Genomic DNA, 25,811 nt, shown 5'->3' on the forward strand with positions numbered 1-25,811 from the left:
ACTAATTTTTTAAATGCTAAGGGGGGAGTACATTTACATACAGTGTCTATGATGTTTAACTCCTAGGCACATGTATTAAAAAATTAGATTCCTATAGCGCACATTTATATTCTATAAAGCCTGTCGAGCTAGTATTAAACCACCGGTAATGCCTGCATTATCCCTTAAGGAAGGTGTTACGATATATGCATCTAAGTCCGGTGTTTCAACATAGTCTGCCAATAGGAAAGAAAATTCTTTCTTTACTAAGTCCATCATCCTCACCTGATTCATAACACCTCCTCCTAATATAATCTTTTCTGGTCTTAATATTAGGGTATAGTTAACCAAGGCTTGGGCCAAATAATAAGCAAGAATCTCCCAAATTTTGTGGTTGGCATCTAAGTTCTCTGCTTTTATTCCATATCGCTTTTCAATTGACGGCCCAGCAGCCAGTCCTTCAAGACAATTTTTGTGATAGGGGCAAAAGCCATCAAAGTCGTCATCAGGATGACTCCTAATGATGATATGTCCCATTTCTGTATGGCCAAAACCTTCTATAATTTCTCCTTTTACTATAGCTCCTCCACCTATTCCCGTCCCCACAGTTAGATAGATACAGCTATGATCATCTGCAGCACTCCCAACCTTATATTCTCCTAAACAGGCGGCATTAACATCAGTCGTCCATCCAATAGGTATACTATACTGTTTTTTCATCTCCCCAAGGAAGTTAAAATTTCTCCAGTTTGTTTTAGGTGTGGAAGTAATATAGCCATATTTTTGTGATTGTTTGTTTACCTCAATGGGTCCAAAAGAACCTATGCCTATAGCCTTTACCTGGGGATATGTATCAAAGAAGTCGAAAACCCTTTGTAAAGTTTCCTCTGGGTAGGTTGTAGCAAAGGAAACCCTTTCAATTATTTTGAAATCTTCATCTCCTACTGCACATACGAATTTTGTTCCACCTGCTTCAATAGCGCCTAACATTTTCATCACTCCTCACTTAAAACAGCTTGTTGCTCTGTTTCCCTACGCTAAATGATGCATTTGTAGTCCTTAGGGTATCAGAGCTCAAGTTTAATTTTCTCAATCTATAGCAGCGCCGTTACTACTGCCCCATAATCTCCAATTTTTTCACCTAGTTCTGCAGGAACTATTTTAACTGCTTTTCTGGAAGATTCCAATGCTTGAACTTCTATTTCTTTATACATTTCTTCCTTTAAAAATTTTCCTGCTCGTACATAGATACTGCCCACAATGATTATTTCAGGATTTAAAATGTCGATGAGGATTGATAATCCCCTCCCAAAATACTTGCCAGAGATTTTAAATACCTCTAATGCATCTCTGTTTCCTGCTTCGGCAGATTCGGCAACGTCCTTTGTTGTTATATTATTAATTTTTTCTTTAACAAAGGATGCTTTTATTCCTTGTGCTTCTAGCCCTTTTGCTTTTAGCTTTGCTATTTCTGCAATGCCACCACCACTACAAAATCCTTCAAAGCTTCCAGGCTTTCCATATCCTATGGGTCCATCATCTTGTAAAGGTATATGGCCTACTTCCCCAGCCATATTATTGGCACCAGTATATAATTTTCCGTTAAAAATCAGTCCTGCTCCTAAGCCTGTGCCAAAAGTAAGAAAAATCAAATTTTCATACCCTTTTCCTGCCCCATACTTCCATTCTGCTAGAGCGCAGGCATCTGCATCATTTTGAAGTTTTCCCCAAACACCTAGCTTTTCATGGATATAGTGAAGGATAGGAACATGATGCCAACCTGGAAGATTGGGTGGTGATTGTATAATACCATTTTTGTTGTCAAGAGGTCCACCACAGGAAACACCAATTTTAAAATCATTATCTTCTTTGCCATTTGTTTTTAAGATATTTTTTCCTTCTACGATTAAATGCTCCAACATCTGCTTCCAGTTTTTTGTGGTTTTTATTTCCTTTCTATCAAAAAAATGAATCTGGTCATTTGATACTTCTGCCAATAGTACTGCTGACTTTGTTCCTCCTATATCAAATCCTAACACAATCATAAGCTTTCTCCAAACATTTCAAATTCTAAAGCTCTACAAATAAAATGATACAATGGGAGATGATATTCCTGTACCTTATATGTCTCCTGTGCTGGTACATTTAATAAAATATCACTGAATTTTTTAAGTTCTCCTCCTGTTTCTCCAGTCAGAGAAACTACTAAAACATCCTTCGCCTTGGCTACCTTTGCAGCATAACAAGTATTGGCTGCATTTCCTGATGTAGATAAACCAATCAGCACATCATTTTTCTTCCCATAGGCATAAACCTGCTGAGCATAAGACATATCAAAGCTTACATCATTTCCATATGCAGTTAGAAATCCTGTTTGTGCTACCAGAGACACTGCCGGTATGGCTCCCTGAAGGCATCCCATTATGTAATCAAAATCTTTTTCTGAAACATCTTCTTTCAGTCTTTCTTTAAAATCTTCATCTACTACTCTTTTTATATAAAATTCTTTTAAAAGTTCCCCTACGATATGCTCACTATCTGAGGCGCTTCCACCATTTCCGCAAACAAGGATTTTGCCTCCTAGTTGTATTCTATTTACCACTTCCTCTACTAATCTTCTAAGCTCCCCTTCAAGATAGGCCATCATTGGATACTTTTCTTTAAATTCATTTAAGATAACTTCTGTTTTATTTTTCAATGTATATCACCCTTATGGAACAAATTTTACTTCACCATGCTGTTGTGGCTAGAAACCCTTACTCTGCTAATCCTACTCTATGGTCATGAAAAAAATCCACAGTATAGATTCTTTTCATCATCATAGAGGTTTAAAGAGGTTACCAAGGTAACCTCTTATTTAAATGCATCCTTTTCTATAAAGCATCTTTGTTTATAACAGAAACTCCTGTATCAACATAGTCTTTATCAACTGTGTTTCCTTCAAGAACCTTAACTGCCGTCTTCATACCTTCATATCCCATAACATCAGGATTCTGTGCCATTGTAGCTAATAGATTTCCTTCTTGAATCAATTGTAATATGGTATCAGATTTATCAAATCCTACTCCTATAACTTCTCCACCTGCTTCTTTAATGGCATTTCCTGCTCCTACAGTAGATCCTTCATTTGCTCCAAATATACCAACAACGCCCTCAGTAATATAATTAGCTGCTATATCCTTTGATCTTGCTGCATCTCCTTCTCCATACTGTGTCTCAAGAATTTCAAAATCCTTTCCTTCAAATGCTGCCCTAAAGCCTTTTTCTCTTGCTACAGTAGAGGCTGTTGATGCGTTTACATTGACTATACCAATCTTGCCAGATGTTACACCCTTAGCTTCTAATGCTTTAATCATTTCCAACCCTGCAGTTGTACCAGCTGCTTCATTATCAGTGGCCAAGGTTTGCTCCGCTGGAAAGTCAGCAGGTGAGTCAACATATACGATTTTTACTCCTTCTGCCTCTGCCTCTCTAAGGGCTGATGTTACTGCCGTTGGTCCATTTGCCGCAAGAAGTATTGCATCTGCTCCACCAGCAATAGCATTATTGATACTTTCGATTTGCTTTGCATCGTCTTTTACATCAGGAGCAAGCCATACATAGTCTACATTACCTAGCTCCTCTGCAGCTTTTTTTGCTCCTCCATCAACAGTTACCCAATGCTGGTCCATCTGGTCCATGGTTATAAGATAGACCTTATAGTTTCCACCTTCGCTACCTTCAGTGCCTGTGCCAGTGTCGCTTGCACATCCTACTAACCCAATAATAAGCACTAAGGTTAAAACTACTCCAATAATTTTTTTCTTCATACCTAATCCCCCATTTTTATTTTTTATTTTAAAGCTTTCGCTTTAAGAACCTAAATACATTAAGCTTTGATTTTTGCTTTTTTAGCTTTGCTTTTATTGGCTCTTACCACTAAGTCTAGAAGAACGGAGATAATAACAATAATTCCTATTACGATATTTCTTATGGCTACAGGAGCACCGGCAAATTGAAGTCCATTTTGCAATACCCCCCAGATGGAGGCGCCAACAATTGTTCCAAGAAGTATTCCTTGACCGCCCAGGGTGCTAACTCCACCTATAACCGATGCTGCTACTGCATAAAGCTCGTAGGTTGTACCTGCGTCCATGGTACCCATACCACTAATAGCTGTCATCACAAGGCCTACAGTAGCAGCACATACTGCACTTACTAGATAAGCTTTGGTGATTGTACTAGCTATATTGACTCCAGAGAGATGTGCAGCATGGATATTACTGCCTACGGCATAAATATGTCTTCCTGTTCTAGTCCTGCTAAGGATAAAATTAAATACCAGCCAAATAGCAAGAGCAATCCATATCGTATTATATAGTCCAAAGGTTTTACCATAATAAAAGAAATTCCTAAATCCTTCCGCTCCTATTCCTATAGAGTCAGTATTGTAGTTGTTATTAACAATCTGTGCTATACCTCTTGCTATGGTCATAGTACCCAAGGTTGCTATAAAAGCTGGAAGCTTGGCTTTTGATATAAGCTGTCCGTTTAACAGCCCTATAGCAAGTGCTGCTATATAGGTAAACCCTACTGCAAGCCAAGGGTTCATCCCCTTTGTCATAAGTGTAGCTGAAATCATACAGCTCATTCCTACAACCGATCCTATGGACAAATCAATGTTCCCTGTGATCAGTACATAGGACTGTCCGATACCAATTAATATAATAGGCGCAATCTGTCTTAATAGGTTGGAAATGTTTCTATTAGAAAAAAAGTTAGGATTTAATAAGCCAAATACGATAATAAGCACTAAAAGTCCAATTGTTACTGTGACAACCTGCCCCATTCCTCTTTTAGAAAAAACCTTCATCAATTTACTAGGTATTTTTTTGTTTTCCATACTATAATCTCCCCCATTCTTTCTCAAGCTTCTATTTGCTCATTTATTTTTTTGTCAAATTTGGTGGCATATTCAAGAATAACATCCTGGGTAGCCTCTTTAATATCAAGCTCTTTCGTGATCCTTCCATCCGCCATAACCAGTATTCTGTCACTGATTCCTAGTATCTCTGGCATTTCAGATGAAACAAAAAGCACGCCTATTCCCTGACTTTTTAATTCATTCATGAGATTATAGATTTCAACCTTTGAAGCCACATCAATTCCCCTTGTAGGCTCATCAAATATAACAACTCTGGAATTTCTTACTAACCATTTACCTACAACAACCTTTTGTTGATTACCACCAGAAAGACTGTCTGCATCTGTCTCTGCATTAGCTAATCTAATGTTAAGATTATCTACTGATTTTGTTGTTATTTCTTCCTCTTTTTTTCTATTCACAATACCTAATGTATTGGCTATGATATCAAGATTAGGAAGGGCTATATTATCTCTTATACTAAGCTTTGTACATAGTCCATCTTTTTTTCTGTCCTCTGGTACTAGTACGATTCCAGAGTTTATTGCATCTATGGGCTTGTTAATTTCTACTTCTACGCCATCAATCATGATTGCTCCGGATTCCTTGGAATCAGCACCAAATAATGCTCTTGTGGTTTCTGTCCTTCCCGCTCCCATTAATCCAGCTATTCCAACTATCTCACCTTTATAAAGGGAAAAACTGATATCTCTAACCATTTTCCCTGCATTTAAATTTTTTACTTCCAGTATTTTCTCTTCAACTTTTTTGTCTATTCGCGGGAATTTCTCAGTAATTTCTCTCCCCACCATATAAGCTATAATCTCTCTAAGGCTTGTATCTTGATAATCCATGGAGGTTATATATTGTCCATCCCTTAAAATCATAACTCTATCAACAATATACTGAAGCTCTTCAAGTCTATGGGATATATATACGATGCCATGTCCTTCCTTCTTTAATCTTTTAATAATTGCAAACAAATCATCAATTTCCTTAGATGTTAAAGCTGATGTAGGCTCATCCATAATAAGTATTTTTGCCTTTGTAGATAGTGCTTTAGCGATTTCAACCATTTGCTGTTTGGATACAGATAGATCTCCAACAATTGTTTCGGGGTTAATATCAATATTTAATCCATCTAGAATCTTGCCAGCCTCATCATTCATTTCTTTATCCGATAAAACACCTTTTTTTGTTACTTCTCTGCCTAGAAAAATATTTTGTGCAACTGTTAGATGGTCACACATATTAAGCTCCTGATGAATAATGGCTATACCTAGCTCCTGAGCTTTAACTGGATTCATATCATCAATGGTCTCTCCAAATATTTTTATCGTACCTTGATCTTTGGTATAGACACCGGATAATATTTTCATAAGGGTGGATTTACCCGCCCCGTTTTCTCCAAGCAACGCAAGCACTTCTCCTGATTTTAATTTAAAAGAAACATTATCAAGAGCTTTTACTCCTGGGAAATTCTTGTAAACGTTTTCTAATTCAACAATATAATTATCCATAAAAACCCCCTAATTAAGCTTCCTCCATGCGATTCTTTAGATAAATAATATCATAATTTAAAAACCAACATGGTAGAGATTCTTTTAAATTAGGGGGACATTTATTAGATGTTTTTTTAAAGTGCTAAATTTTCTTTATTATAATTCTTTAGGAACTTTCCATCCTCCATCACCAAGAGTCTGTCAGAAACTGTTAAGGTATCAGATATATTTACAGCAAGAATGATAATGGCAACACCTTTTTTCTTTAGTTTATTGATCAGTTCTATGATTCTTCCTCTTAAATACATGTCTGCGTCAGAAAAGGGCTGCATGATAAAAACGACTTTTGGGCTAAATATATGTACTCTAAAATAGACTAGCTCATATAGGGATTTGGCATCAAGCCCTCTAATATCCTTTGCATCTACATCCTTTCCTACCAATGCTCTATATTCTTCCTTTATATGTTTTATTATCTTTTTATTGATAATACTTTTATTTAGTTTGCGGTCCATAAGAAAGGTTAGATTTTCTATATAGGACATATCATAAAACAATATTTTATTCACAGGGTTTTCAGGTAGAAACACCACTTTGTTTAACAATAGATTATTGGCATTGATAGGATCAATAGTGTGATTATCTAGTAGAATATCTCCACCTATAGGTTGATTGCCTCCACTAAATATTCCAACGATATCTTGGATGCCCTTATTGTTAATATCAAGAATTGTTATACATTCACTTCGCTTTACAGAAAAGCTTATGCCCTTCAGGTTTTCTGTTGCAAAATTTCTTAATTCAAAAATTCCTTTGTTTTTGCTTCGTTCATTTAACTCAATGCTGTTATCAAAGGAGATAATATAAGGCTTTAATATTTCATCTGAAAAATCTTTTTTATCTACTACCTTGATAATTCTTCCGTTTTCTAAAAGGCAAGCCCTATCACATATCTTGAATACCTCTTCATGGTGATTGGCCATATAGAGAAAGGCTATGCCTTGGTTTTTATAATATAGAATTAGCTTTTGGAAGTCCCAGAGCTCTTCAATACTTAAAAAGCTAGATAGCTCATTCAGTATGATTAACTGTGCACCACTTATTACCGCTTTAATCAGTTCAATAACTGTTTTTTCAAAGAGGGATAATTCAGAAACATATTGGTAGGTTTCTATTTCTATTCCCAGGTGTTTTAATAATTCATCCGTTTTTTCTTTTAATTTTTTTTCCTTTATTATATAGTCATGAAAAGTATGATTAAGAACGTTAATATTATCTGTTACCTTGAGATCTTCTACTAGTTTTGTCTCTTTGTCTATTGAGTAAACTTTATTGTTGGTCATACTGCTGTGCTCATAATAGTTTACAAGCTTTTCATTAAAATAAATTCTGCCAAAATTAATGGATACATTTTGTGATATGATTTCAATAAGCTGCCTTTTCCCATGATTGTTCAAGGGTAATAAACCTACAATTTCCCCTTTGAAAACATGGAAGTTTATATTATCAAGATAGGTAATGCCCTCTATCTTTCTTGTTACATTCTCAATTCTTAATATTTCTTCTCTCATAATCCCATCCTCATATAATGCCACGTGGAAGCATTAATCCATTATTAAAGGTATTGTTATTTCAACATCTGTTCCTGCTCCTACTTTGCTATATACATAAATGCCGTATTCATCACCAAAAATAAGCTTAATCCGATTGTTTACATTAAGTAATGCTATACCGCCTTTATTTTTATCTTCCTTCATATATTCAAGAGAGGCTCCTCTAAGCTTTTCATTTAGTGTTCTAACCCTCTCCTCTTCTATACCTACACCATTATCAGATATTGTAATAATGAGTCTTTTTCTTGTTGCTAGAACCTTTAATGTCAATATCCCCATTCCCATTTTCCGTTCTACCCCATGAAAAATAGCATTTTCGAAAATAGGCTGCAGGGTCAGCTTCGGTATTCTTGCTTTAAGTATCTCTTCATGATCATCTGCCTGAATCTGTATACTATAGTCTAGCTTTTCACCAAATCTAAATTTCTGTATTTTATAATAGTCTTCCACATTTGCTATTTCATCTTCAAGGCTTACAAGCCTATCTACATTTGATATTGTATATCTAAAAAAAGTTGCCAAAGTTTCCGTCATATTGGCAATACTGTCTACCCCTTCGATTAATGCTTCACTTCTGATTCCTTCCAGTGTATTGTATAGAAAGTGAGGATTAATCTGATTCTGAAGAGCTAAGTATTCAGCATGCTTTTTAGAGCCTTCAATTAGCTCTTTTGTATCAATGATCTCTTTAAACTTTTGAAAAGCCAGTAACGATTCGTGATTGAAGGGTACTCTAAGGTCAAAAACTCCTTTAAATATATATCCTTCGTGAAAAAGCCTTAATACTTTGTTGCTTTCTTTATAGGGTATATAAATCCATTTATAGGAAAGATATAGACCCCCTGCTGTAATAATTGTGTATATGAATAAAAAAACATAGGTTCCCTTGCTGATAGAACTAGATATCAAGTGTAAAAAAGTAATTAGCAGCATAATAATCATAACCATCAGAACAATAAAAATTCTATCAAATAAATAAAATCCTCTTTTTTCCTTCATCTCATTCTCCTATGCAAATATTTTTCTATACTCATTAGGCTTCAAGCCCGTATGTTTGATAAATGATTTAGTAAAGTATTTGGCATCATGATATCCCACCATGAGGCATATATCCTGTATCCTTAGATCAGATTCTTTTAACAAATCTTTTGCCTTTTCAACCCTTACCTTAGAGAGGTACTCTATAAAAGAAGTTCCTGTCTCTTTCTTAAAAAGACTGCTAAAATAACTTGGACTGAATCCTATATGTACACCTAAATCCTCTAAAGTGATATTTTTCATGTAATTTTCTTCTATATATTTTTTTGCTTCTCTGATTTGTCTAAGATGATTATGAGGTTTATTTTCAGAGATAACACTTAAGGAAGAGGTTATATAATTTAATATTAAATTAAACAAACCATCAATAGAATTACAATCCTCTATTGTAATTTTTAGTTTAGTATAATCCTCAGGAACATGATCAATTTTCATGTTGTTATTTTTCATGGTTATATAATAAATGCTTCCTATCTCATTGATCATTCTTTTTAAATCAGTTCCTCTTATGTTTCTAAAGCTGATATCTCTTTTAAAATTAAGCAGTAATTTTTTTACCTCATCTCCATCTAATACCTCTACCGCTTTAATAAATTTCTTGGAAAAATTACTGAAGACATCTTCTATTTCAGTGTTATCTGTTCTTATTTTATCGAGTTTTATTATTTTTCTTGTCCCTTTTAGTATTCTATCCTCAATTAATAGTTTTGCTGATTCAAATGATTCTGCAATATCTTTTAATTCTTTTACTTCCTCCCCCAACGCAACTGTAACTTCAAGCTTCTCAGCAGTAGAAATCCTTTGATTGAAATATTCTAAAACCCGTAAAAAAACTGCCTCCATTTGCTTTTTCTTCTTTTGATTATAATTCATCACAATATATAAATTGTTTTTGTTTCTGATACTATCTACTTCATAGGTAATATTTTGCAGCTTTGATTTAATCATATCCACTATTTCATTCATCATAGTTTTTATATGCCCTAAATCCTCTTTGCTTCTATAATCAAGCTTTAAAGCAGCTATACTGAAAAAGCCCTCTTGAAAATGGAAATGATGATTTTCATTGATCTCCTTTATGGTATATTCTTTAAAGCCCTCTGAATTGTAGAATAGGAAATTACTTAAAAATGATTCTCTTATTCTATTTGCATCATTTTTAAGTATTAATTCATACTCTTTTTCTAAGCTGCTCTGATACTTATTCTTTTTTACATGTTCCCCTACTTTAAGCAGGGTTTTATATAAGTCCTCTTTATTGATGGGTTTAAGAAGGTACTCTTTTACACCAAACTCTATTGCTCGCTTGGCATATTCAAATTGTCCATATCCACTTATTATAATAAATTCCAAAGTGTTATTGATTTTTTTAGCTTTTTCTATCATATCTAGCCCATCATAACCAGGCATTCTAATGTCGGTAATAACGATGTCTGGATTTTCTTTTTCAATAAGTTCAAGGGCTTCGATACCATTATTGGCAGTTCCCACTATAAGCATATCTAGCTTATCCCAATGGATAAGTTTAATGATAAGCTTGCATATTCGAGTTTCATCATCTGCAATTATCACTCTAATCATATGCTTCAACTCCTCTTATAGTATTTTCCATTTAAAAAAAGTATTCCTTGAAAGGATTTATCGGTTGATTATTTTAAAGCCCTTTACAAAATTTATAGCTTCTACAAAGTTTTAAAATGATTATACTTTTCTATTGATTATAATAATCTTATTGTACCAATGTTTGGTTTTTTTTGCATCTATATTATGGAAATCTTCCTAGGTCCTGTTAAAACTCATACTGGGTTTGAAGATGCTGATTTTTCTTTAGTTGTTAATCTTACAGAGGAACTCCCTTCTCTGGTTCTTTAATCAAAAAAGGACCCAAGCTATCACTGATTTTCAGCATTTGGTCCTTTCCTTGTTTAAATCATATTCTTCTTTTTGAAATAATACTTTATGTTCTCCGTAGCCTTCTTTTTCCAAAGCTTCCTTTGGAATAGTGCATAGGGTTGCAGATTAGATGCAATCCCTTAGTCCTATTATCCAAGCATTTCAGCTGCATTATAAGAGCTTCTAACTAGGGGGGCTGATGCTGCAAAGGTAAATCCTAGTTCCAAGGCTTTTTCTTTATACCTTTCAAAAATCTCCGGTGCTATATATTCAGCTACTGGATAGTGCTGGTCACTAGGTGCTAAGTATTGGCCAATAGTTAAGAAATCACAGCCTACTGCTCTTAAATCCTTTAATACCTCTATCACTTCTTCTTCCTTCTCCCCAAGACCTACCATGATACCTGACTTTGTTAATATGCCAGCATCCATCAATTTCACGTTTTTCAGTACCTGTAGTGATCTTTCGTATGTGGCCATTGAGCGCACCTCTGGGTATAGCCTTGGTACCGTTTCAATATTGTGATTGATGATTTCAGGTTTAGCTTTCACTACCATTTTTAAAGCTTCTTCATCTCCCTTAAAGTCAGGAATCAACACTTCAACAACCACTTCCTCAGCCCTATCTTTAATACATTTTACTACCTCAGCAAAATGAGATGCTCCTCCTTCAGGCAAATCGTCCCTAGTGACAGATGTTATGACTACGTGCTTTAACTTTAACTCTAAGATTGCCTTTGAAATATTTTCAGGTTCTTCTGGATTTACCTCCTTAAGCTCTCCATGGGATACATTGCAAAATCTACAGTTGCGTGAGCATTCACTGCCTAAAATCATAAAGGTGGCAGTTTTTTTGCTGAAGCACTCCATCCTATTGGGGCAATTGGCTTCTTCACATACTGTATTTAAAGAAAATTTTTCTAAGATTTCCTTTACATAATTTAAACTACGTCCCTTACTAAGATCTATTCTAAGCCACTGCGGCTTTCTTTTCATATTCATAGGGTTTACCTCCCAATAGATTCCTTTATGCTAAGTTCCTGATACTCTTCATAGTTAAAAATCTTTAAAAAATACTCTAGTATCCATTGATTCACATTCTTTAATTCTACAGGTTTTTTCAATATATTCTCGATAGAAGTAACACCTTTATTGGATATTCCACAGGGTACGATTAGGTTAAAATGTTCCAGCTTTGTATTTACATTAAAAGCAAACCCGTGCATAGTAATCCCTCGTTTTACTGCTAATCCAACGGCAGCAATTTTACTATTTTCTACCCATACTCCCGTATGCTTTAAAGACCTCTCTGCCGTTATGTTATACTTATCCTTCAACAGCTGAATGAAAACCTCTTCTAATTTATCTACAAACTGCCTAATTCCCATTTTTTTGCTTTTCAAATCAACAATTGGGTATCCTACGATTTGTCCATATCCGTGGTAGGTGACATCTCCTCCCCGATCGGTTTCATAGAGCTGAATCTTTTGATCCTCTAAGTATTTTGCTGAAACCATGATATTTCCTTTTGTTGCATGCCTTCCCAGCGTAATTACAGGAGGGTGCTCTACTATGATCAAAGTATCTTCTATTATGTTTTGCTGCCTCTTTTCCAAAATATCATATTGTATTTTTAGAGCCTCATCATAGTGGCATTTTCCTAGAAACAGTAGATTTAACCTCATCTCCCTATCCCCTTTACCTATCTCTACTTTTAAATCCTCTAGTGAACTACCCCCCACTTTTTCAGTAGGGGGCACTCCATCTCACTCTGTATAAAGTACTACCTGAGAATCATAGATATGCTCTGTGAAAGCAGCTGAATCAAAGGTTGTAAACCATACTGTTGTCCATCTGCTTTTCGGCTATCTATTTACACTAACTGATATCTATATATCAATATAGCATCTTCTTTTTTTTCCTTTACGTCGCCCTTTAATATGGTTACTTTTTCTCCAGAATCTAGTGTGATTTCACTTCCTTCAACACTCTTTATATAGGCTCTGATTGATTCAGATTGCTTTGGGTCTACCATTTCTTTCACGCCCCAGGCGTGTGCAAGTACACTTGCAACATCTCAGGTTGCGCAAGCATTGGCTTTTCTTTCTTCTATGGATGATTGAATACTATCCATAAAAGCTTTTTTTATGTCCCCGTCTTGAGCAAATAGCATATGGGTACCTCCTCTGTTTTTTCTTGTATTGCTATGGAAAAGGATTATTCACTTCTTTTCCACTTTAGTATTGGGTTCCTTGCAGCCTTTACTTCATCTATTCTTCTTACTGGTGTATCATAAGGTGCATTTTTTAGTATTTGAGGGTTTTCATCTGCTTCCTTTGCAATTTGGATCATGACCTCAATAAAACCATCAATGGTTTGTAAGTTTTCTGTTTCTGTTGGCTCCACCATAATAGCCTGTTCTACTATCAATGGGAAATAAATTGAAGGCGGGTGATAGCCATAATCAAGCAATCTCTTTGCAACATCTAAAGTAGAGACTTCAAGAGTGCTTTTTGCAAGACCCCCTAAGACAAATTCATGCTTGCATACTTGATCAATAGGTAAATGATAATGCTTCTTCAATTTATTCATGATATAGTTTGCATTTAGAACCGCTTTTTCGCTTACCTCAGTTAGACCTGTTTTTCCCATGGTAAGAATATATGCATATGCCCTCACCATCACACCAAAATGACCATAGAAGGCTTTGATTTTTCCTATGGAATCTGGACGATCATAATCCAGTACATATTGGTCTTCTTTTTTCTCTATTACAGGTACTGGAAGAAATTTAACAAGATCTGATCTAACACCTACAGGTCCACTTCCAGGGCCTCCTCCCCCATGAGGGGTTGAAAAGGTTTTATGGAGGTTAAAATGCATTACATCAAATCCCATGTCACCTGGTCTGCTTTTACCAAGAATAGCATTCATATTGGCCCCATCATAGTAAAGTAGTCCTCCTGCTTCATGAACCAAATCTGCTATTTCTTTGATGTTTTCTTCAAAAAGTCCCAGGGTGCTGGGGTTGGTTAGCATCAGCCCTGCAATCTCATCACTTAAAACTTCTTTAAGGCTATTTAAATCAACAGCACCATTTTGATCTGATTTTACTTCTACCATATCAAAATTAGCAACTGCTACAGTAGCTGGATTTGTTCCATGGGCAGAGTCAGGAACAATAATCTTTGTTCTTTTATAGTCTTTTCTATCATCATGATAAGCCTTAATAATCATTAGCCCTGCCAGCTCTCCATGAGATCCTGCAGCAGGCTGGAGGGACACCCTTTCCATGCCTGATATTTCTGCCAGCATTTTATCTAACTCATACATCAGCTGAAGAGCACCTTGTGCTGTTTCTTGAGGCTGATAGGGATGAATACCGGCAAATCCACCTAGTGCTGCTACATCCTCATTGATCTTAGGATTATACTTCATAGTGCAGGAGCCCAAAGGATAAAAACCTGTATCCACTCCATAATTTTTGTTGGACAATAGTGTAAAATGCCTGACTACATCTACCTCACTTACTTCTGGCAGATCAAGTTCTTCTTCATTGATAAATTCCTTAGGAATCATTTGATCCAATGCCGCTTCATCAACATCGCATTTTGGAAGGCTATAAGCAGTTCTTCCTTCCTTAGAGACCTCAAAAATTAACTTGTTGTATTTCTGCATTATATCACCTCCATCACTTGGGCTAATTTATCGATTTCTTCTTTGGTTCTCTTCTCTGTTACACATAATAACAATCCATTTTTCATCTCAGGATAATCTTTTCCAAGCTCATAGCCTCCTAATATCCCTTGCTTTAGAAGCTCTTGATTAACTTTACTGCTGTCTGCTTCACTGGTGACTGCAAATTCTTTAAAGAATGGTTTGTTAAACAAAGGCTTAAAGCTGCTACTCTTTGTAATCTGTTGCATTGCATAGTGAGATTTTTGAATGCTTTGCTTCGCAACCTCACGCAAACCCTTTTTGCCCATAGTAATTAAATAGATGGTAGCCATGACGGCATTTAGTCCCTGATTGGAACAAATATTTGAAGAAGCTCTATATCTTCGAATATGCTGTTCTCTAGCCTGTAATGTTAATACAAATGCTCTATTTCCATCTACATCTTCTGACTGCCCTGCAATCCTTCCAGGCATTTTTCTCAATAATTTTGAGGTGGTTGCTAGGAACCCTAAGTAAGGTCCTCCATAGTTAAGGTGATTGCCCAGAGATTGACCTTCTCCTACTACAATATCTGCCCCTAACTCACCAGGTGTTTTTAAGATTCCTAAAGAAATAGGATCTACATAGTTGATAAATAACCCTTTGTTTTCATGAGTGATCTTTTCTACACTTGAAAGGTCTTCAATGATCCCAAAAAAGTTTGGGTTTTGTATAATAACCGCTGCTGTGTTTTTTCCCACTAATGTTTTTAGATGATCAATATCAGTAACACCCTCAGCCATATCAGCTTCAATTACTTCTACTTTTCTAAGCTTCATGTAGCTTTTTAATACCTTTCTTACTTCTGGATGAACAGTTTTAGAAACGATGATGGACTTTCTTTTGGTATTTTCCACAGCCATAGTAGCTGCTTCGGCACAAGCCGTAGCACCATCATACATAGATGCATTGGTTGCTTCCATTCCAGTTAAACTGCACATCATAGTTTGGTATTCAAAAATCACCTGAAGGGTTCCTTGACTAATTTCTGGTTGATAAGGGGTATAAGCCGTATAAAACTCTGACCTAAAAGCTAAGTGCTTTACTATAGATGGGATGTAATGATCATAGGCTCCAGCCCCTAAAAAACATACCAAATCATCAAGGCTTTTATTTTTACCACTAAGGTCCTTCATATGTTTTGCTAATTCCATTTCTGAGAGAGATTCCCCTAGGTTCAATTCCCTATTAAGACGAAGCTCCTTAGGTATATCTTGGAACAAATCCTCTATAGATTTTGCCCCCATACTTTCCAGCATTAGCTTTACATCTGCTTCTGTATTTGGTATATACCTGTGCATATTATTCCTCCTTTTCGCAGAATTCTCGATATTCTTCTTCTCCCATCAGCCCCTCTAGCTCTGATTTATTTGTTATCTCTACTGATACAATCCAATTTTCAAATGCGTCTTCATTGATGAGCTCTGGAGAATCCTCCAACGCTTCATTAATCTCCAGCACTTTACCAGAAACTGGTATGTAAACCTCTGAGGCTGCCTTTACAGATTCAATTACTCCGAAAACGTCTCCCATACTAAATTCATCATCTACCTCAGGTAATTCAACAAAAACGATTTCTCCCATGGCATGCTGTGCATAATCTGTAACCCCAATAAAGGCCTTTGAACCCTCCACCTTCACCCACTCATGCTCTTTTGAATATAATAATCCTGCTACTGTTTTCATCTTTTATTCCTCCTCATCATTTTTATTATTTTTTCAAGCAATAGAAAATTATATGCTTTTTTCAATGATAGCTATTTTATAATTTCCCTTATTAGCTTAAAAGTAAACGTCTTTTAAATCCTGTATCTTAAAGTTATTTTTTATAATTCTTTTTATAAAATTTCTTGGTGACTACCTTAGCCTTTAGAATCCTCTTTCTAATCTTAATCTGTATAGGCGTATCAAGGTCTGTGTACTCAATATCCACCATAGCCAAACCGATGTTTTTCATTAGGGTTGGAGAGTAATAGCCTGTAGTTACAAAGCCTATGACCTTATCGCCAGACATTACTTCATAGCCGCTTCTTGGTATGCCGTTTTCTTCCATCTCAAAACCTACAATTTTTCTTTTTAACCCTTCTTGTTTCTGTCTTACTAATGCTTCTTTTCCAATGAAGTCTGGTTTGTCTAGTTTTACAAAAAACCCTAATCCTGCCTCCAGTGGTGTAATCTCTTGGGAGATTTCATTACCATAAAGAGGTAAGCTGGCTTCAAATCTTAAAGTGTCTCTTGCCCCAAGACCTATAGGCTTTATTCCCTCTTCCTTGCCTGCTTCCATTAATTGATCCCACACCATTTCAGCATTTTCATGATCTAAGTATATTTCAAAGCCATCCTCTCCTGTATAACCAGTACGGGAAACCAGACAATCTACCCCAGCAATCCTGACATTTCTTTTGTTATAGAAAAATCCTATCTCTGAAAGATCCGTTTCTGTTAGCTTTTGCAGTATTTCTTCGGACTTGGGGCCTTGTAAAGCCAGCTCTGATATTTCTTCTGATACGTTTTTTACCTCCACATCATATGTACCAATGTTATCCTTCATCCACTCATAATCTTTTGCTATATTGCCTGCATTAATTACAAGAAAAAAATGGTTGGCTGTGAACTTGTAAACCAAAAGGTCATCTACAATTCCTCCATGGGGATAACACATAAAGGTATAGATCACTTGATCATTCTTTAGGTTAGATACATCATTTGTAATCAAATTTTGAATATAATCCTCTGCTTGAGCTCCCTTAACCTCTATCTCTCCCATATGAGATACATCAAATAAACCAGCAGCAGTTCTTACAGCCTCGTGTTCAGCTGTTATACCTTCAAACTGTACCGGCAGTGCCCATCCTGAGTAGTCAACAATTTTTCCTCCATATTTTTGATGAGCATAAAACAATGCTGTTTTTTTTGGATCTTCCACTACAAAAACCTCCTTGTAAATAGTATTAGAAGTACAAATTGAACAAATTTGACTTCGTCAATTTTTTCTTAGCTGGGTGAAACAACTAAGCAATCAGCACAATTTAGCAAGCTAAATAGGCTACCTGCTTATAGGGGGACTTAGTCCCCTTCGACACCTGCTATCGCAGCCTGAGCACCCACCTTAAACCAGCGAAGAGAATCCCCTCTGCACTCCCTATGTCTAGAAAATCAAAAATCATGCTTTCTTAGATATAGAAAAACCATCATCTTTAAAAGTATTTCAAATATTCTCATAATTATTAGTAATTAAAGGGATATAATGACATATTAATAAATTATGTCATTATATCCCCTGTATTTTTGCCTGAGAGTTTTTACACACACTATGTATTGCCCCTTCGGCGTCGGTTTCTCGATCTCTCCAGAGTCCCATCAAATAACGATCCTTTTGCCTGAAAGATTCTATAAAAACCTGACTTTTTTTATATTGCTTCTTCGGCTATCTTTAATAAGATATCTCTCGCTATTCTCATTTGGTAGAATATTCACTTATACTATCTCTTTCCTATAATGGTACAATATCCTTCCATAAATTTCAAGAATTGATAATTTATTAACCACCTTTATTTATGCTACGGTTCACCTTATCGTTGTATCGGTGGTTTCTTATCAAAATTAAACTGTTACATCAAAAGTGGTTTCTTTATTTCTTCTTACACTAGCTTCAAAAATATTTTTTTCATTTTCCTTATCCTTTCTTTCCAAAGGAAAGACTTTATATTCTCTTGTATTTTTAACTTCTTTCATAACATTATTATAAGCACTCACCAATACTTGTTTATCTGGATCCTTTTTATGAATCATAGATATGGCTTCGTTATAAGCTTGTTCTACTTCTTTTTTTGACCTGCATCGCTTTAATCTTCTCTCTAATGCTTCTCTCTGCATCTGAATCCTTTTGACGCGCATATACATAATGGGATTTGTTCTTTGAATATAGCTCATCTCCTCTTGTGTTAGCTTTTCACCTAACTTAACCTTTTCACTTATTCTTTTTTCATAGTTTTCTCTTTCTTCTTCTCTTTTAAAATTAGTTCCTTCTATAGTTTCCTTAATACTTACAAATGCTGTTTTAAGTATTTCCTCTTTACTTTTTTCATAAGCTACCTTAGTTTCCTTATAGTGTGCATCATGTGTAAATTTTTTTATCATCATACTCATATCCTTCACTCCTGACTATTTAACTGACCTCATAATTCTTATCATAACTCCTCTAATAGAACATCCTATTTTTTGTGCAATATTCTCTATACTATTCTTTTTCAATACCTCTACCCAATTGACACTTATTTTTAATAACCATGGAAGCTACCTCCAGCTATAAAAATGTCTATAAAGATATATCGTCAAATTTTTCCAATAGCTTATATGAACATTTATCATTGATTTATGATGAAGGGAAAGAAAAAGTGCAAAAATAAAAGATTTAATAAAATAATCAGAGGTTCTGTTGAATAGTATTATAAAATCAGAAAAAATAAGTAGGTAAACTACCAAAAATATTTTTTTGCGGTGCTGGAGGGAAGTTTCAGAGTCATTGAGACTTCCCTTTATAATAAAAGCAGACATTTCATTAATAGGCTATTTTATAGGAATATAAATATCAAACGTTGATGAAGGGTTTTGTCTTCCTTTAAAACCTTCATCATAAAGTTCGAACTCATCCCTAAAATCTAACTCCACCTTTGAATACGGCACCCAAGTTCCCCATATATAATTATAGGTTTCTTTTATAAGATCAATTTTTCCTCTATGGGTAAAGACAGCATACCTTCCACCATCAATAGTCTTTTTAATCATACCGCTGGGTATATGATTAAAACTATCTACTTCCATTGCTATGACTTGATTATGGTAGGTTTGTTCGTTAAACTCTTCAACTTTTGCATTCTCTTCGTATTCGCATATGCCAAAGCTCCTAACATCCTGCATGGTTCCCTTTATTTCTAGAGCCCTTTTCATGAATATATCCCATAGTTATAGTTTTTGTACCAAATTCTTCAGTTTTCTCTTTAATTTAGCAAATTTCTACCAGGTTTCATCATGTACTCTGTCGGGATTATATCTTTCTCTTACTTCTCTTTGCTCTGCTGGGTGGCCTACAGCAATAATGGCTATTGGTATGATTTCTGCAGGAAGCTTTACTAATTTTGACACATTTTCTACAATTTCTTCCTTAGGATATACTCCGCACCAACAGGTTCCAAGACCCAAAGCCTCGCCCTGCAAAAGGATATTCTGTATAGAAGCAGCCATATCCTGAACCCAAAATGCGCCATCATATTTAACATTGCTAATATCTGCACAGGCTATAATTGCTAATGGAGCCTCTTTCAACATTTGTGTATGGGGATGAAATTTAGTAATCTCATTTAGCTTGCTGCGATCTCGTACAATAACGAAATGCCATGGCTTTTCATTTCCAGCAGAAGGTGCATACATAGCTGCTCGCAGGATTTGCTGTATTTTTTCCGACTCTACAGGTTGATCCTTATACCTTCTAATACTTCTTCTTGTAAATATTTCTTTCATTTTTTCACTCCTATCTTTACTAAATTCTGAATATAGTATGCTCCATCTGTGAAGACTTTAAAAGTTTTCTTCCAAATAATTATTACTTGTATCAAAACTTTCCATAATCTATCCATACAGCTAACCTTGTATTAGAATCTTGCTTTACAATATTAATCTGAGATTATGTTCTAAATACGCTTTCCATATCATTGTTTCTGCAACTTTTATATGTAGACTAGTGAATGTAGCTATAGCTTTATTTAGATTCATAGAATACTTTTTTTTATGTTCTTTAGCTTTTCACCTGCTAGTTTACATGGAAGTTTCTTTTTGGAAGCTGTTTTGTAGTCTTATATTCCTAAAGTATAAACTAAGATCAGTAGAAACTAAAACTAAATTAAGTCCGTATAAGTAAACTACTTGATCATAATTATAGAATATTTTATTTAGAATTCCAAAAAAATAGCCCATAATTAAGATCATCAAAAAATATGGACTTTTTCCTGCTACTGACTTTGACTTATAGGATTTATAAATTGAAAATGGCCATGCTGCTCCAAAGCAAAGTAACATTAAAATTTCAAAAATACTCATTTGTGAAAACATAAATACCTCCCACTATACTTATTATTTTTACTTCCAATAAAAACTTTTTTTACCCCTATCTTTATTATTATATCATCAAACTTTGATATTTTTAAGGTTAAGTATGAAAAGGGGTCAAATCCTTCATTCTTATTGTAGCTATATATGCTACTTCTGTAATTATCTTTAAACTGATTACAGAAAAAAATCAGACGTAATTTGTAAAATGATTTTTCCAAATAGCGACAATTTTTCTCTAATACTATATGATATAATAGATTTGGTTGTACTTGGATATATATGGTATTTTTTGTGTTTCTTTATCAAACTTATTGTTGAATTTAATGGTGAATGTAGGGGGTTGAAGATGAAAAAATTAAACATATTTTTTATTGTTTTATTATTGATAATATTGAGCTTTTTGTTAGGCTGTCAAAAAACTAAGGTCCTTAACCCTAAAGAACCTATCACTCTAACTATTTGGCATAATTATGGCGGCCAAATGAAAACTACTATGGACATAATGATAGACGAATTCAACGATACTATTGGAGCAGAAAAAGGAGTTATCCTCAGTGTTACCTCTATCTCTGGTTCTGCAACTCTCCATGAAAAGCTTATTATGGCCGCTAATCAGGATCCTGGTGCACCAGAACTGCCGGACATTACAACGGCTTATCCTAAAACAGCAATTACACTAGCTGAAAAGAATTTGTTAGTAGATATTGGTGAATTTTTTACCGAAAAAGAGCTTACAGCCTATGTTCCACGCTTTTTAGAAGAGGGAAGATTGAAAGGTGATAGACTCTTTGTTTTTCCATGTGCAAAATCAACAGAGGTTTTGTATGTAAACAAGACAATCTTTGACAGGTTTTCAAATGATACCGACATTAGCTTTGAGGATTTGAAAAGCTTTGAAGGGATTGTTAAAGCTGCAGATAGCTATTATGAGTGGTCCGAGGGCAAAATGTTTTTTATGCCTGACTCTCTTTTTAACCTCGCCCAGATTGGCTATCAACAATTAGGAGAAGATCTTTTTAAAGGTACTCAGTTGAATCTGTCTTCACCTGCATTTTCTAAGATATGGGAGACCTATTATGAGCCTGCTGTTAAGGGCCATTTTGCTATTTTTGACGGATATGCCACTGACCTTGCAAAAACAGGCGATATCATATGTGCTTTAGGTTCCACAGCAGGTGTAATCTTTTATCCCCCTACCATTACCTACGAAAACAATTTAACAGAACCCGTAGAGTATTCCATTTTGCCTTATCCTGTTTATAAGGATGGTGAGAAAATAGCTATTCAAAGAGGGAGCGGTATGTGTGTTATAAAATCCACCGAAGAAAAAGCATATGCTGCCAGTATTTTTCTTAAATGGTTTACTGATCCCAAGCAGAATTTACGCTTTGTATCCAAAACCGGATATCTTCCGGTAACGAAAGAAGCCTTTGGAGATATGATGACTAGCGAGATTGAAAGCATTTCAGATGATAATATTAAAGCGCTTCTTATAACGGCAATTCAGATGCATGATGAGTATGATTTTTATATTCCACCTTATTTTGACGATTTTGATAGGCTTCAAAGGGAGTATGAGGAGAGATTGCTAGATATTACTCTGGAGTCAAGAAAAGAATATCTAGAGCTTATAACTCACCTACATGCCACTGAGGCTTATGGAAAGATAAAAGAAAGGCAAAAGATTTTTCTTGAAAATTGGTAATAACCTCTTGACCAAAAGAAGCCACCTTTGCTAAGCAAAAGTATAATAAAATCAACTTTTATGTTTTTCGAATGGGTGTGATAACTTTGCTAGGGGTAAGTAAGTTAAGTGAAATTAAACAACGATTTATAAAAACAGGCTCACTGAGACTATCAATGGGCCCAAGGCTTTTTTTATTTTTAATTGTTCTGGTAGTTACCATGCTTCTTGGAATAATTGCTATTCTACTGCTTACTGGCACTTTTACAGCTAAACTAAATACTCATGAAGAACTCATTCAAAATAAGCTCAGCTTTACCTGGCGCAATATTTCTAATCAATATGGCCAGCTATCAGTGGAGTCAGTAGATCTTGCTACTGAATTATCAAAGAGTATCGAGAAAAGATTACAGGAGCAAGGGCTTGAGGTTAGTGATTTGCAAGATCATCCAGAATTACTTGAAGCGTTAATAGCAGGTGAGTATGAGCGTGCTTTATTTTCTCTGCAGAGATCTAAAAGCAGCGGTGTATTTATCATTTTAGACGCAACGGTTAATCCAAAGCTAAAAAATGCCGAAGCTTCTAGGGCAGGGCTTTTTATTAAAAATATGGAGCCCAATATTTTAAGCTCCTCTTCCCCCACGATTGTTTTGCTAAGGGGATTCCCCAATATTGGCCGTAGTAACACTATACCGCTTCATACCCAATGGAGTATGGAATTTGATATTACTAATGCCTCTTACTATAGGATTCCTATGGAAGCGGCATCTCAGCAAACATTGCCCCTATCGAGGCTCTATTACTGGAATCCTGCAATTACACTGCCAGGTACCAGCGAAGAGGTTATGCTTTGTTCTGTTCCTCTTATTGACTCAAAAGGTAATGTATTTGGCGTCTGTGGGTTTGAGGTGAGTGCTATGCTTTTTAAACTATCTCATCTGCCTGATAATCGTATATATAATCGCATTTCCTGTATGCTGACCCCCGTTTCTCAAAATACTTTTGATGTCTCTCAAGCAATGTTTTCTGGTGGTTATTCTGCCCGAAATGTTTTTGCAGATAATCAGTTACTTCACTTTAAGGAAAGCCAAAAAAAGTCCTTCTTTTCCTATAGAGAAGAAGGAGGAGACTCTTTTTTAGGATTTCATACATCTATAGAATTATATCCTAAAGGCTCTGCTTTTTCTCATGAAGATTGGGCTGTGGCACTTATGGTGCCAACAGAGGATATAATAAGCTCTATAGCAAACGCTAACTACAATTTAGCCCTTAAGTTTGTCCTGTTAATGATTTTAGGAATCATTGTTTCATTTTTCCTAAGCAAATACTACATGCGGCCGATTAAAAAGAGTTTTGATATGATTAAGTCAAATGGCTTAATAGAAACACCTAAAACTGAAATACCAGAAATAGATGATCTTATTGAGTTTCTTTCTCTAGAAAATGAAAGTTTTCAAAAGAAAGGTGAGGAAGATCCTTCCTCTGTAGTTCTTAATGAATTTTTAAAAAATTTGAAAACACTTTCTCCAGCAGAACGCTCAGTTTTCAATCTCTATGTACAACAATACACTGCAAAAGAAATCGCAGCAAAACTATGTCTCAGTATCAATACCATAAAAACACATAACAAGCGCATCTATGCTAAGCTTAATGTTACCTCTAGAAAGGAATTATTGGTATTTATCAATATGCTTGAAGAAGCTGGTAAGAAGTTTCATTGCTAAATACATCTGTTCTCTATCTTTAAGTATACATAGTTTCTATTATTCTTATCCTTCATTTGATATACACCAGGCTTGGCTGGTATTGTTTTAATTTTTTCTATCAGATGCTGGGGTGTTCTAGACAAGTAAATCACCTGCGTTTTCTTTAGTTTGAAAGCATGATAAATCAATTATAGTTTAAAATAAAGGTTTTCTTGCTTTTCTATTATCTTTTTATATGGTTCCATTAAGCTTCCATCTATCTAAAAGTCCCTTTGTTTTATCTTTATTTCTAAAAACAAAAGGTTTTATGCCTAGATTTAGAACAATACTATGTATGATTAACTGAATAATAGGCTTTTGGGTTTTATTCTTAATTTTTTTATATAACTTTTCTGTTTTTCTATCAAGCTGTCCGCGTTTTTTTTCATTACTAAAAGGATCTCCATTAAAGGCCACCTTTGATAGATAGCTTCCACTTAATACTGCTCCTGAAAATAAGAATAATTTGTTTAGTACGCTAATCACTTTTTTCCCCTCGGCATTTTCATAGGTGCTTACTGCAAAAGCATATTTCCCTTTAAATTGCTGGTACATTACAAAGTTTCCTCTATCAATAAATGTTTTAAGCTGCCCAGTTATATTAGAAGCATATGTAGGACTGCCTATGATGATTCCATCTGCTTTACTAATTTCCTCTAGAGCATCTTGGATTCCATCATTTTTTATAGTACATTTACCATCATAGTTACATCTCATGCATCCGCTGCAAAAGTTCATCCTATAATCTCCCAGATGAAAACACTTTATTTCCACATCTTTTTTTCCCTCTAGCTGTCTTACCATCTCCTGAAGGATTTTCCCCGTAGCTCCATTTTTTCTAGGGCTTCCATTTACAACACAAATTTTCATAAACATCCTCCTTATTGTTTTTTTGAACGTTCAAACAATAAGTTTTTAAAAAAAAGAGATTGTTTCTAATTATTTAGATATAGCTTCTATCATTTCAAATAAAGCTAAGTATGCCTTGTCAATATTAAATTCTGAATCAGTGGTTTTTTGCAGTGCCAAGCCATCTAGGCAAACGATGATAATTGCTGCCAAGGTCTCCATCTTTCCAGCATCTATTTTGGGATACACCTTACTTAAAACACCCTTTACATTGCTTCTCCCTTCTTCCATGAAATTTTTTATTTCAGTGTTGAAAGCGGGATTACGCATTCCTAGGGCAAATAGCTCATATCTTAATCTGTACCATTCCGAGTGATTGATTACCTTTTCTTCAAGCCCTGTCATTATCTTTCCCATTAACTCTTCAGTAGGTACATTGGCTATATTCTCTAAGAATTCTCCATATCTTTCTTTTTCTTTTTTAAAAACTTCAATAAACAAATCATCTTTTTTGTTAAAGTAGTAATTTATCAGACCTTGAGCTACACCTGCTTCCTTAGCAATCTCCTTTGTAGATGCTTTCTCATAACCCTCTCTGGCTAAAACTTCATAGGCAGCAGCAATTATTTTCTCTCTTGTGTCTTTTTCATTCTCTCCCATATCACCAACTCCTTGTTTGAACGTTCAAATTAATTATATAGAATCTATTCATTTTTGTCAACCCATGAAATCTAATATCAGCATACTCCCTTTAGATATTCCTTTTATAATTATATCTTAA

Annotated in this window: 24 protein-coding genes and 2 riboswitches; of the genes, 2 read left to right on the plus strand and 22 right to left on the minus strand. The window is 35.1% G+C overall.

Translation table 11 applies throughout. The features are described from left to right. Positions 1-111 precede the first annotated feature (111 nt). The 20 genes from BMX10_RS05565 to BMX10_RS05655 all read right to left on the minus strand — a co-directional run bounded on the left by BMX10_RS05565 (position 112) and on the right by BMX10_RS05655 (position 20,752). Positions 112-969, minus strand: a complete 858-nt coding sequence (locus tag BMX10_RS05565; RefSeq protein ID WP_170834700.1) for an ROK family protein — start codon at positions 967-969, stop codon at positions 112-114. Between the two features lie 104 nt (positions 970-1,073). Further along, complete coding sequence (locus BMX10_RS05570) at positions 1,074-2,024, minus strand: ROK family protein (RefSeq protein WP_090440618.1); 951 nt, start codon at positions 2,022-2,024, stop codon at positions 1,074-1,076. Further along, positions 2,021-2,677, minus strand: coding sequence for a D-sedoheptulose-7-phosphate isomerase (locus BMX10_RS05575; protein WP_208976110.1), 657 nt, complete (start codon positions 2,675-2,677; stop codon positions 2,021-2,023). The genes BMX10_RS05570 and BMX10_RS05575 overlap by 4 nt, the downstream gene beginning before the upstream one ends. Positions 2,678-2,852: 175 nt before the next feature. Next, a complete protein-coding gene (locus BMX10_RS05580) occupies positions 2,853-3,788 on the minus strand; it encodes an ABC transporter substrate-binding protein (protein ID WP_090440621.1) in 936 nt (311 codons plus the stop codon). Between the two features lie 59 nt (positions 3,789-3,847). After that, a complete protein-coding gene (locus tag BMX10_RS05585; protein WP_208976111.1) occupies positions 3,848-4,861 on the minus strand; it encodes an ABC transporter permease in 1,014 nt (337 codons plus the stop codon). 23 nt (positions 4,862-4,884) lie between these two features. Then, positions 4,885-6,402 carry a sugar ABC transporter ATP-binding protein gene (locus BMX10_RS05590; protein WP_090440624.1) on the minus strand — a complete coding sequence of 506 codons (1,518 nt, stop codon included), beginning with the start codon at positions 6,400-6,402 and terminating at the stop codon, positions 4,885-4,887. A gap of 116 nt (positions 6,403-6,518) precedes the next feature. After that, positions 6,519-7,955: an ATP-binding cassette domain-containing protein gene (locus tag BMX10_RS05595; RefSeq protein ID WP_090440627.1), complete on the minus strand. Its 1,437-nt coding sequence runs from the start codon at positions 7,953-7,955 to the stop codon at positions 6,519-6,521. A 33-nt stretch (positions 7,956-7,988) separates the two neighbouring features. After that, the gene (locus tag BMX10_RS05600; protein ID WP_090440630.1) at positions 7,989-8,996 is read right to left on the minus strand and encodes a sensor histidine kinase; all 1,008 of its coding nucleotides are present in this window, start codon (positions 8,994-8,996) and stop codon (positions 7,989-7,991) included. A gap of 9 nt (positions 8,997-9,005) precedes the next feature. After that, complete coding sequence (locus BMX10_RS05605) at positions 9,006-10,616, minus strand: response regulator transcription factor (protein WP_090440633.1); 1,611 nt, start codon at positions 10,614-10,616, stop codon at positions 9,006-9,008. Between the two features lie 461 nt (positions 10,617-11,077). After that, the gene (gene lipA / locus BMX10_RS05610) at positions 11,078-11,929 is read right to left on the minus strand and encodes a lipoyl synthase (protein ID WP_090440636.1); all 852 of its coding nucleotides are present in this window, start codon (positions 11,927-11,929) and stop codon (positions 11,078-11,080) included. 5 nt (positions 11,930-11,934) lie between these two features. Beyond that, entirely contained in the window at positions 11,935-12,612 is a 678-nt protein-coding gene (gene lipB, locus BMX10_RS05615) for a lipoyl(octanoyl) transferase LipB (RefSeq protein ID WP_090440859.1), read from the minus strand. Between the two features lie 188 nt (positions 12,613-12,800). Continuing rightward, positions 12,801-12,962, minus strand: coding sequence for a hypothetical protein (locus BMX10_RS17955; RefSeq protein ID WP_170834701.1), 162 nt, complete (start codon positions 12,960-12,962; stop codon positions 12,801-12,803). 182 nt (positions 12,963-13,144) lie between these two features. Beyond that, positions 13,145-14,605 carry an aminomethyl-transferring glycine dehydrogenase subunit GcvPB gene (gene gcvPB, locus BMX10_RS05620; protein WP_090440640.1) on the minus strand — a complete coding sequence of 487 codons (1,461 nt, stop codon included), beginning with the start codon at positions 14,603-14,605 and terminating at the stop codon, positions 13,145-13,147. Beyond that, the gene (gcvPA, locus tag BMX10_RS05625; protein ID WP_090440643.1) at positions 14,605-15,945 is read right to left on the minus strand and encodes an aminomethyl-transferring glycine dehydrogenase subunit GcvPA; all 1,341 of its coding nucleotides are present in this window, start codon (positions 15,943-15,945) and stop codon (positions 14,605-14,607) included. Before gcvPA ends, gcvPB begins: the two co-directional genes overlap by 1 nt. A gap of 1 nt (position 15,946) precedes the next feature. Continuing rightward, the gene (gene gcvH, locus BMX10_RS05630; RefSeq protein ID WP_090440645.1) at positions 15,947-16,330 is read right to left on the minus strand and encodes a glycine cleavage system protein GcvH; all 384 of its coding nucleotides are present in this window, start codon (positions 16,328-16,330) and stop codon (positions 15,947-15,949) included. Between the two features lie 133 nt (positions 16,331-16,463). Then, positions 16,464-17,570, minus strand: coding sequence for a glycine cleavage system aminomethyltransferase GcvT (gcvT, locus tag BMX10_RS05635; protein ID WP_090440647.1), 1,107 nt, complete (start codon positions 17,568-17,570; stop codon positions 16,464-16,466). A 352-nt stretch (positions 17,571-17,922) separates the two neighbouring features. After that, positions 17,923-17,999: riboswitch (glycine riboswitch) on the minus strand. A gap of 3 nt (positions 18,000-18,002) precedes the next feature. Further along, a riboswitch (glycine riboswitch) is annotated at positions 18,003-18,105 on the minus strand. Between the two features lie 142 nt (positions 18,106-18,247). After that, entirely contained in the window at positions 18,248-18,793 is a 546-nt protein-coding gene (locus BMX10_RS05640; protein WP_090440650.1) for a hypothetical protein, read from the minus strand. A 420-nt stretch (positions 18,794-19,213) separates the two neighbouring features. Continuing rightward, entirely contained in the window at positions 19,214-19,600 is a 387-nt protein-coding gene (locus BMX10_RS05645) for a GyrI-like domain-containing protein (protein ID WP_330387822.1), read from the minus strand. Between the two features lie 60 nt (positions 19,601-19,660). After that, positions 19,661-20,164 (minus strand): nitroreductase family protein, encoded by a 504-nt coding sequence (locus tag BMX10_RS05650; protein ID WP_090440656.1) that lies wholly within the window; start codon positions 20,162-20,164, stop codon positions 19,661-19,663. A gap of 294 nt (positions 20,165-20,458) precedes the next feature. After that, the gene (locus tag BMX10_RS05655; RefSeq protein ID WP_330387815.1) at positions 20,459-20,752 is read right to left on the minus strand and encodes a PQ-loop domain-containing transporter; all 294 of its coding nucleotides are present in this window, start codon (positions 20,750-20,752) and stop codon (positions 20,459-20,461) included. Positions 20,753-21,098: 346 nt separating this feature from the next. Between BMX10_RS05655 and BMX10_RS05660 the strand changes: the two genes are divergently transcribed. Continuing rightward, a complete protein-coding gene (locus BMX10_RS05660) occupies positions 21,099-22,457 on the plus strand; it encodes an extracellular solute-binding protein (RefSeq protein ID WP_090440659.1) in 1,359 nt (452 codons plus the stop codon). Between the two features lie 86 nt (positions 22,458-22,543). After that, positions 22,544-24,160 (plus strand): LuxR family transcriptional regulator, encoded by a 1,617-nt coding sequence (locus BMX10_RS05665; protein WP_170834702.1) that lies wholly within the window; start codon positions 22,544-22,546, stop codon positions 24,158-24,160. A 213-nt stretch (positions 24,161-24,373) separates the two neighbouring features. Here BMX10_RS05665 and BMX10_RS05670 read toward each other — a convergent pair whose 3' ends face one another. Beyond that, the gene (locus tag BMX10_RS05670) at positions 24,374-25,051 is read right to left on the minus strand and encodes a flavodoxin family protein (protein ID WP_170834703.1); all 678 of its coding nucleotides are present in this window, start codon (positions 25,049-25,051) and stop codon (positions 24,374-24,376) included. Between the two features lie 69 nt (positions 25,052-25,120). Continuing rightward, positions 25,121-25,690: a TetR/AcrR family transcriptional regulator gene (locus BMX10_RS05675; RefSeq protein WP_090440668.1), complete on the minus strand. Its 570-nt coding sequence runs from the start codon at positions 25,688-25,690 to the stop codon at positions 25,121-25,123. Positions 25,691-25,811 lie beyond the last annotated feature (121 nt).

It is taken from the genome of Natronincola peptidivorans (assembly GCF_900111615.1).
Lineage (GTDB): Bacteria > Bacillota > Clostridia > Peptostreptococcales > Natronincolaceae > Natronincola_A > Natronincola_A peptidivorans.

What these genes read in the sequence shown, in the direction of transcription:
- lipB (WP_090440859.1), bottom strand. Translation starts at nt 12,612, where the DNA reads ATGAGGTTAAATCTACTGTTTCTAGGAAAATGCCACTATGATGAGGCT.
- BMX10_RS05595 (WP_090440627.1), bottom strand. Translation starts at nt 7,955, where the DNA reads ATGAGAGAAGAAATATTAAGAATTGAGAATGTAACAAGAAAGATAGAG.
- BMX10_RS05590 (WP_090440624.1), bottom strand. Translation starts at nt 6,402, where the DNA reads ATGGATAATTATATTGTTGAATTAGAAAACGTTTACAAGAATTTCCCA.
- BMX10_RS05570 (WP_090440618.1), bottom strand. Translation starts at nt 2,024, where the DNA reads ATGATTGTGTTAGGATTTGATATAGGAGGAACAAAGTCAGCAGTACTA.
- BMX10_RS05600 (WP_090440630.1), bottom strand. Translation starts at nt 8,996, where the DNA reads ATGAAGGAAAAAAGAGGATTTTATTTATTTGATAGAATTTTTATTGTT.
- BMX10_RS05650 (WP_090440656.1), bottom strand. Translation starts at nt 20,164, where the DNA reads ATGAAAGAAATATTTACAAGAAGAAGTATTAGAAGGTATAAGGATCAA.
- lipA (WP_090440636.1), bottom strand. Translation starts at nt 11,929, where the DNA reads ATGAATATGAAAAGAAAGCCGCAGTGGCTTAGAATAGATCTTAGTAAG.
- BMX10_RS05655 (WP_330387815.1), bottom strand. Translation starts at nt 20,752, where the DNA reads ATGTTTTCACAAATGAGTATTTTTGAAATTTTAATGTTACTTTGCTTT.
- BMX10_RS05660 (WP_090440659.1), top strand. Translation starts at nt 21,099, where the DNA reads ATGAAAAAATTAAACATATTTTTTATTGTTTTATTATTGATAATATTG.
- gcvPB (WP_090440640.1), bottom strand. Translation starts at nt 14,605, where the DNA reads ATGCAGAAATACAACAAGTTAATTTTTGAGGTCTCTAAGGAAGGAAGA.
- BMX10_RS05640 (WP_090440650.1), bottom strand. Translation starts at nt 18,793, where the DNA reads ATGAGTATGATGATAAAAAAATTTACACATGATGCACACTATAAGGAA.
- BMX10_RS05675 (WP_090440668.1), bottom strand. Translation starts at nt 25,690, where the DNA reads ATGGGAGAGAATGAAAAAGACACAAGAGAGAAAATAATTGCTGCTGCC.
- gcvH (WP_090440645.1), bottom strand. Translation starts at nt 16,330, where the DNA reads ATGAAAACAGTAGCAGGATTATTATATTCAAAAGAGCATGAGTGGGTG.
- BMX10_RS05605 (WP_090440633.1), bottom strand. Translation starts at nt 10,616, where the DNA reads ATGATTAGAGTGATAATTGCAGATGATGAAACTCGAATATGCAAGCTT.
- BMX10_RS05585 (WP_208976111.1), bottom strand. Translation starts at nt 4,861, where the DNA reads ATGGAAAACAAAAAAATACCTAGTAAATTGATGAAGGTTTTTTCTAAA.
- gcvPA (WP_090440643.1), bottom strand. Translation starts at nt 15,945, where the DNA reads ATGCACAGGTATATACCAAATACAGAAGCAGATGTAAAGCTAATGCTG.
- BMX10_RS05580 (WP_090440621.1), bottom strand. Translation starts at nt 3,788, where the DNA reads ATGAAGAAAAAAATTATTGGAGTAGTTTTAACCTTAGTGCTTATTATT.
- BMX10_RS05565 (WP_170834700.1), bottom strand. Translation starts at nt 969, where the DNA reads ATGTTAGGCGCTATTGAAGCAGGTGGAACAAAATTCGTATGTGCAGTA.
- BMX10_RS17955 (WP_170834701.1), bottom strand. Translation starts at nt 12,962, where the DNA reads ATGGTAGACCCAAAGCAATCTGAATCAATCAGAGCCTATATAAAGAGT.
- BMX10_RS05670 (WP_170834703.1), bottom strand. Translation starts at nt 25,051, where the DNA reads ATGAAAATTTGTGTTGTAAATGGAAGCCCTAGAAAAAATGGAGCTACG.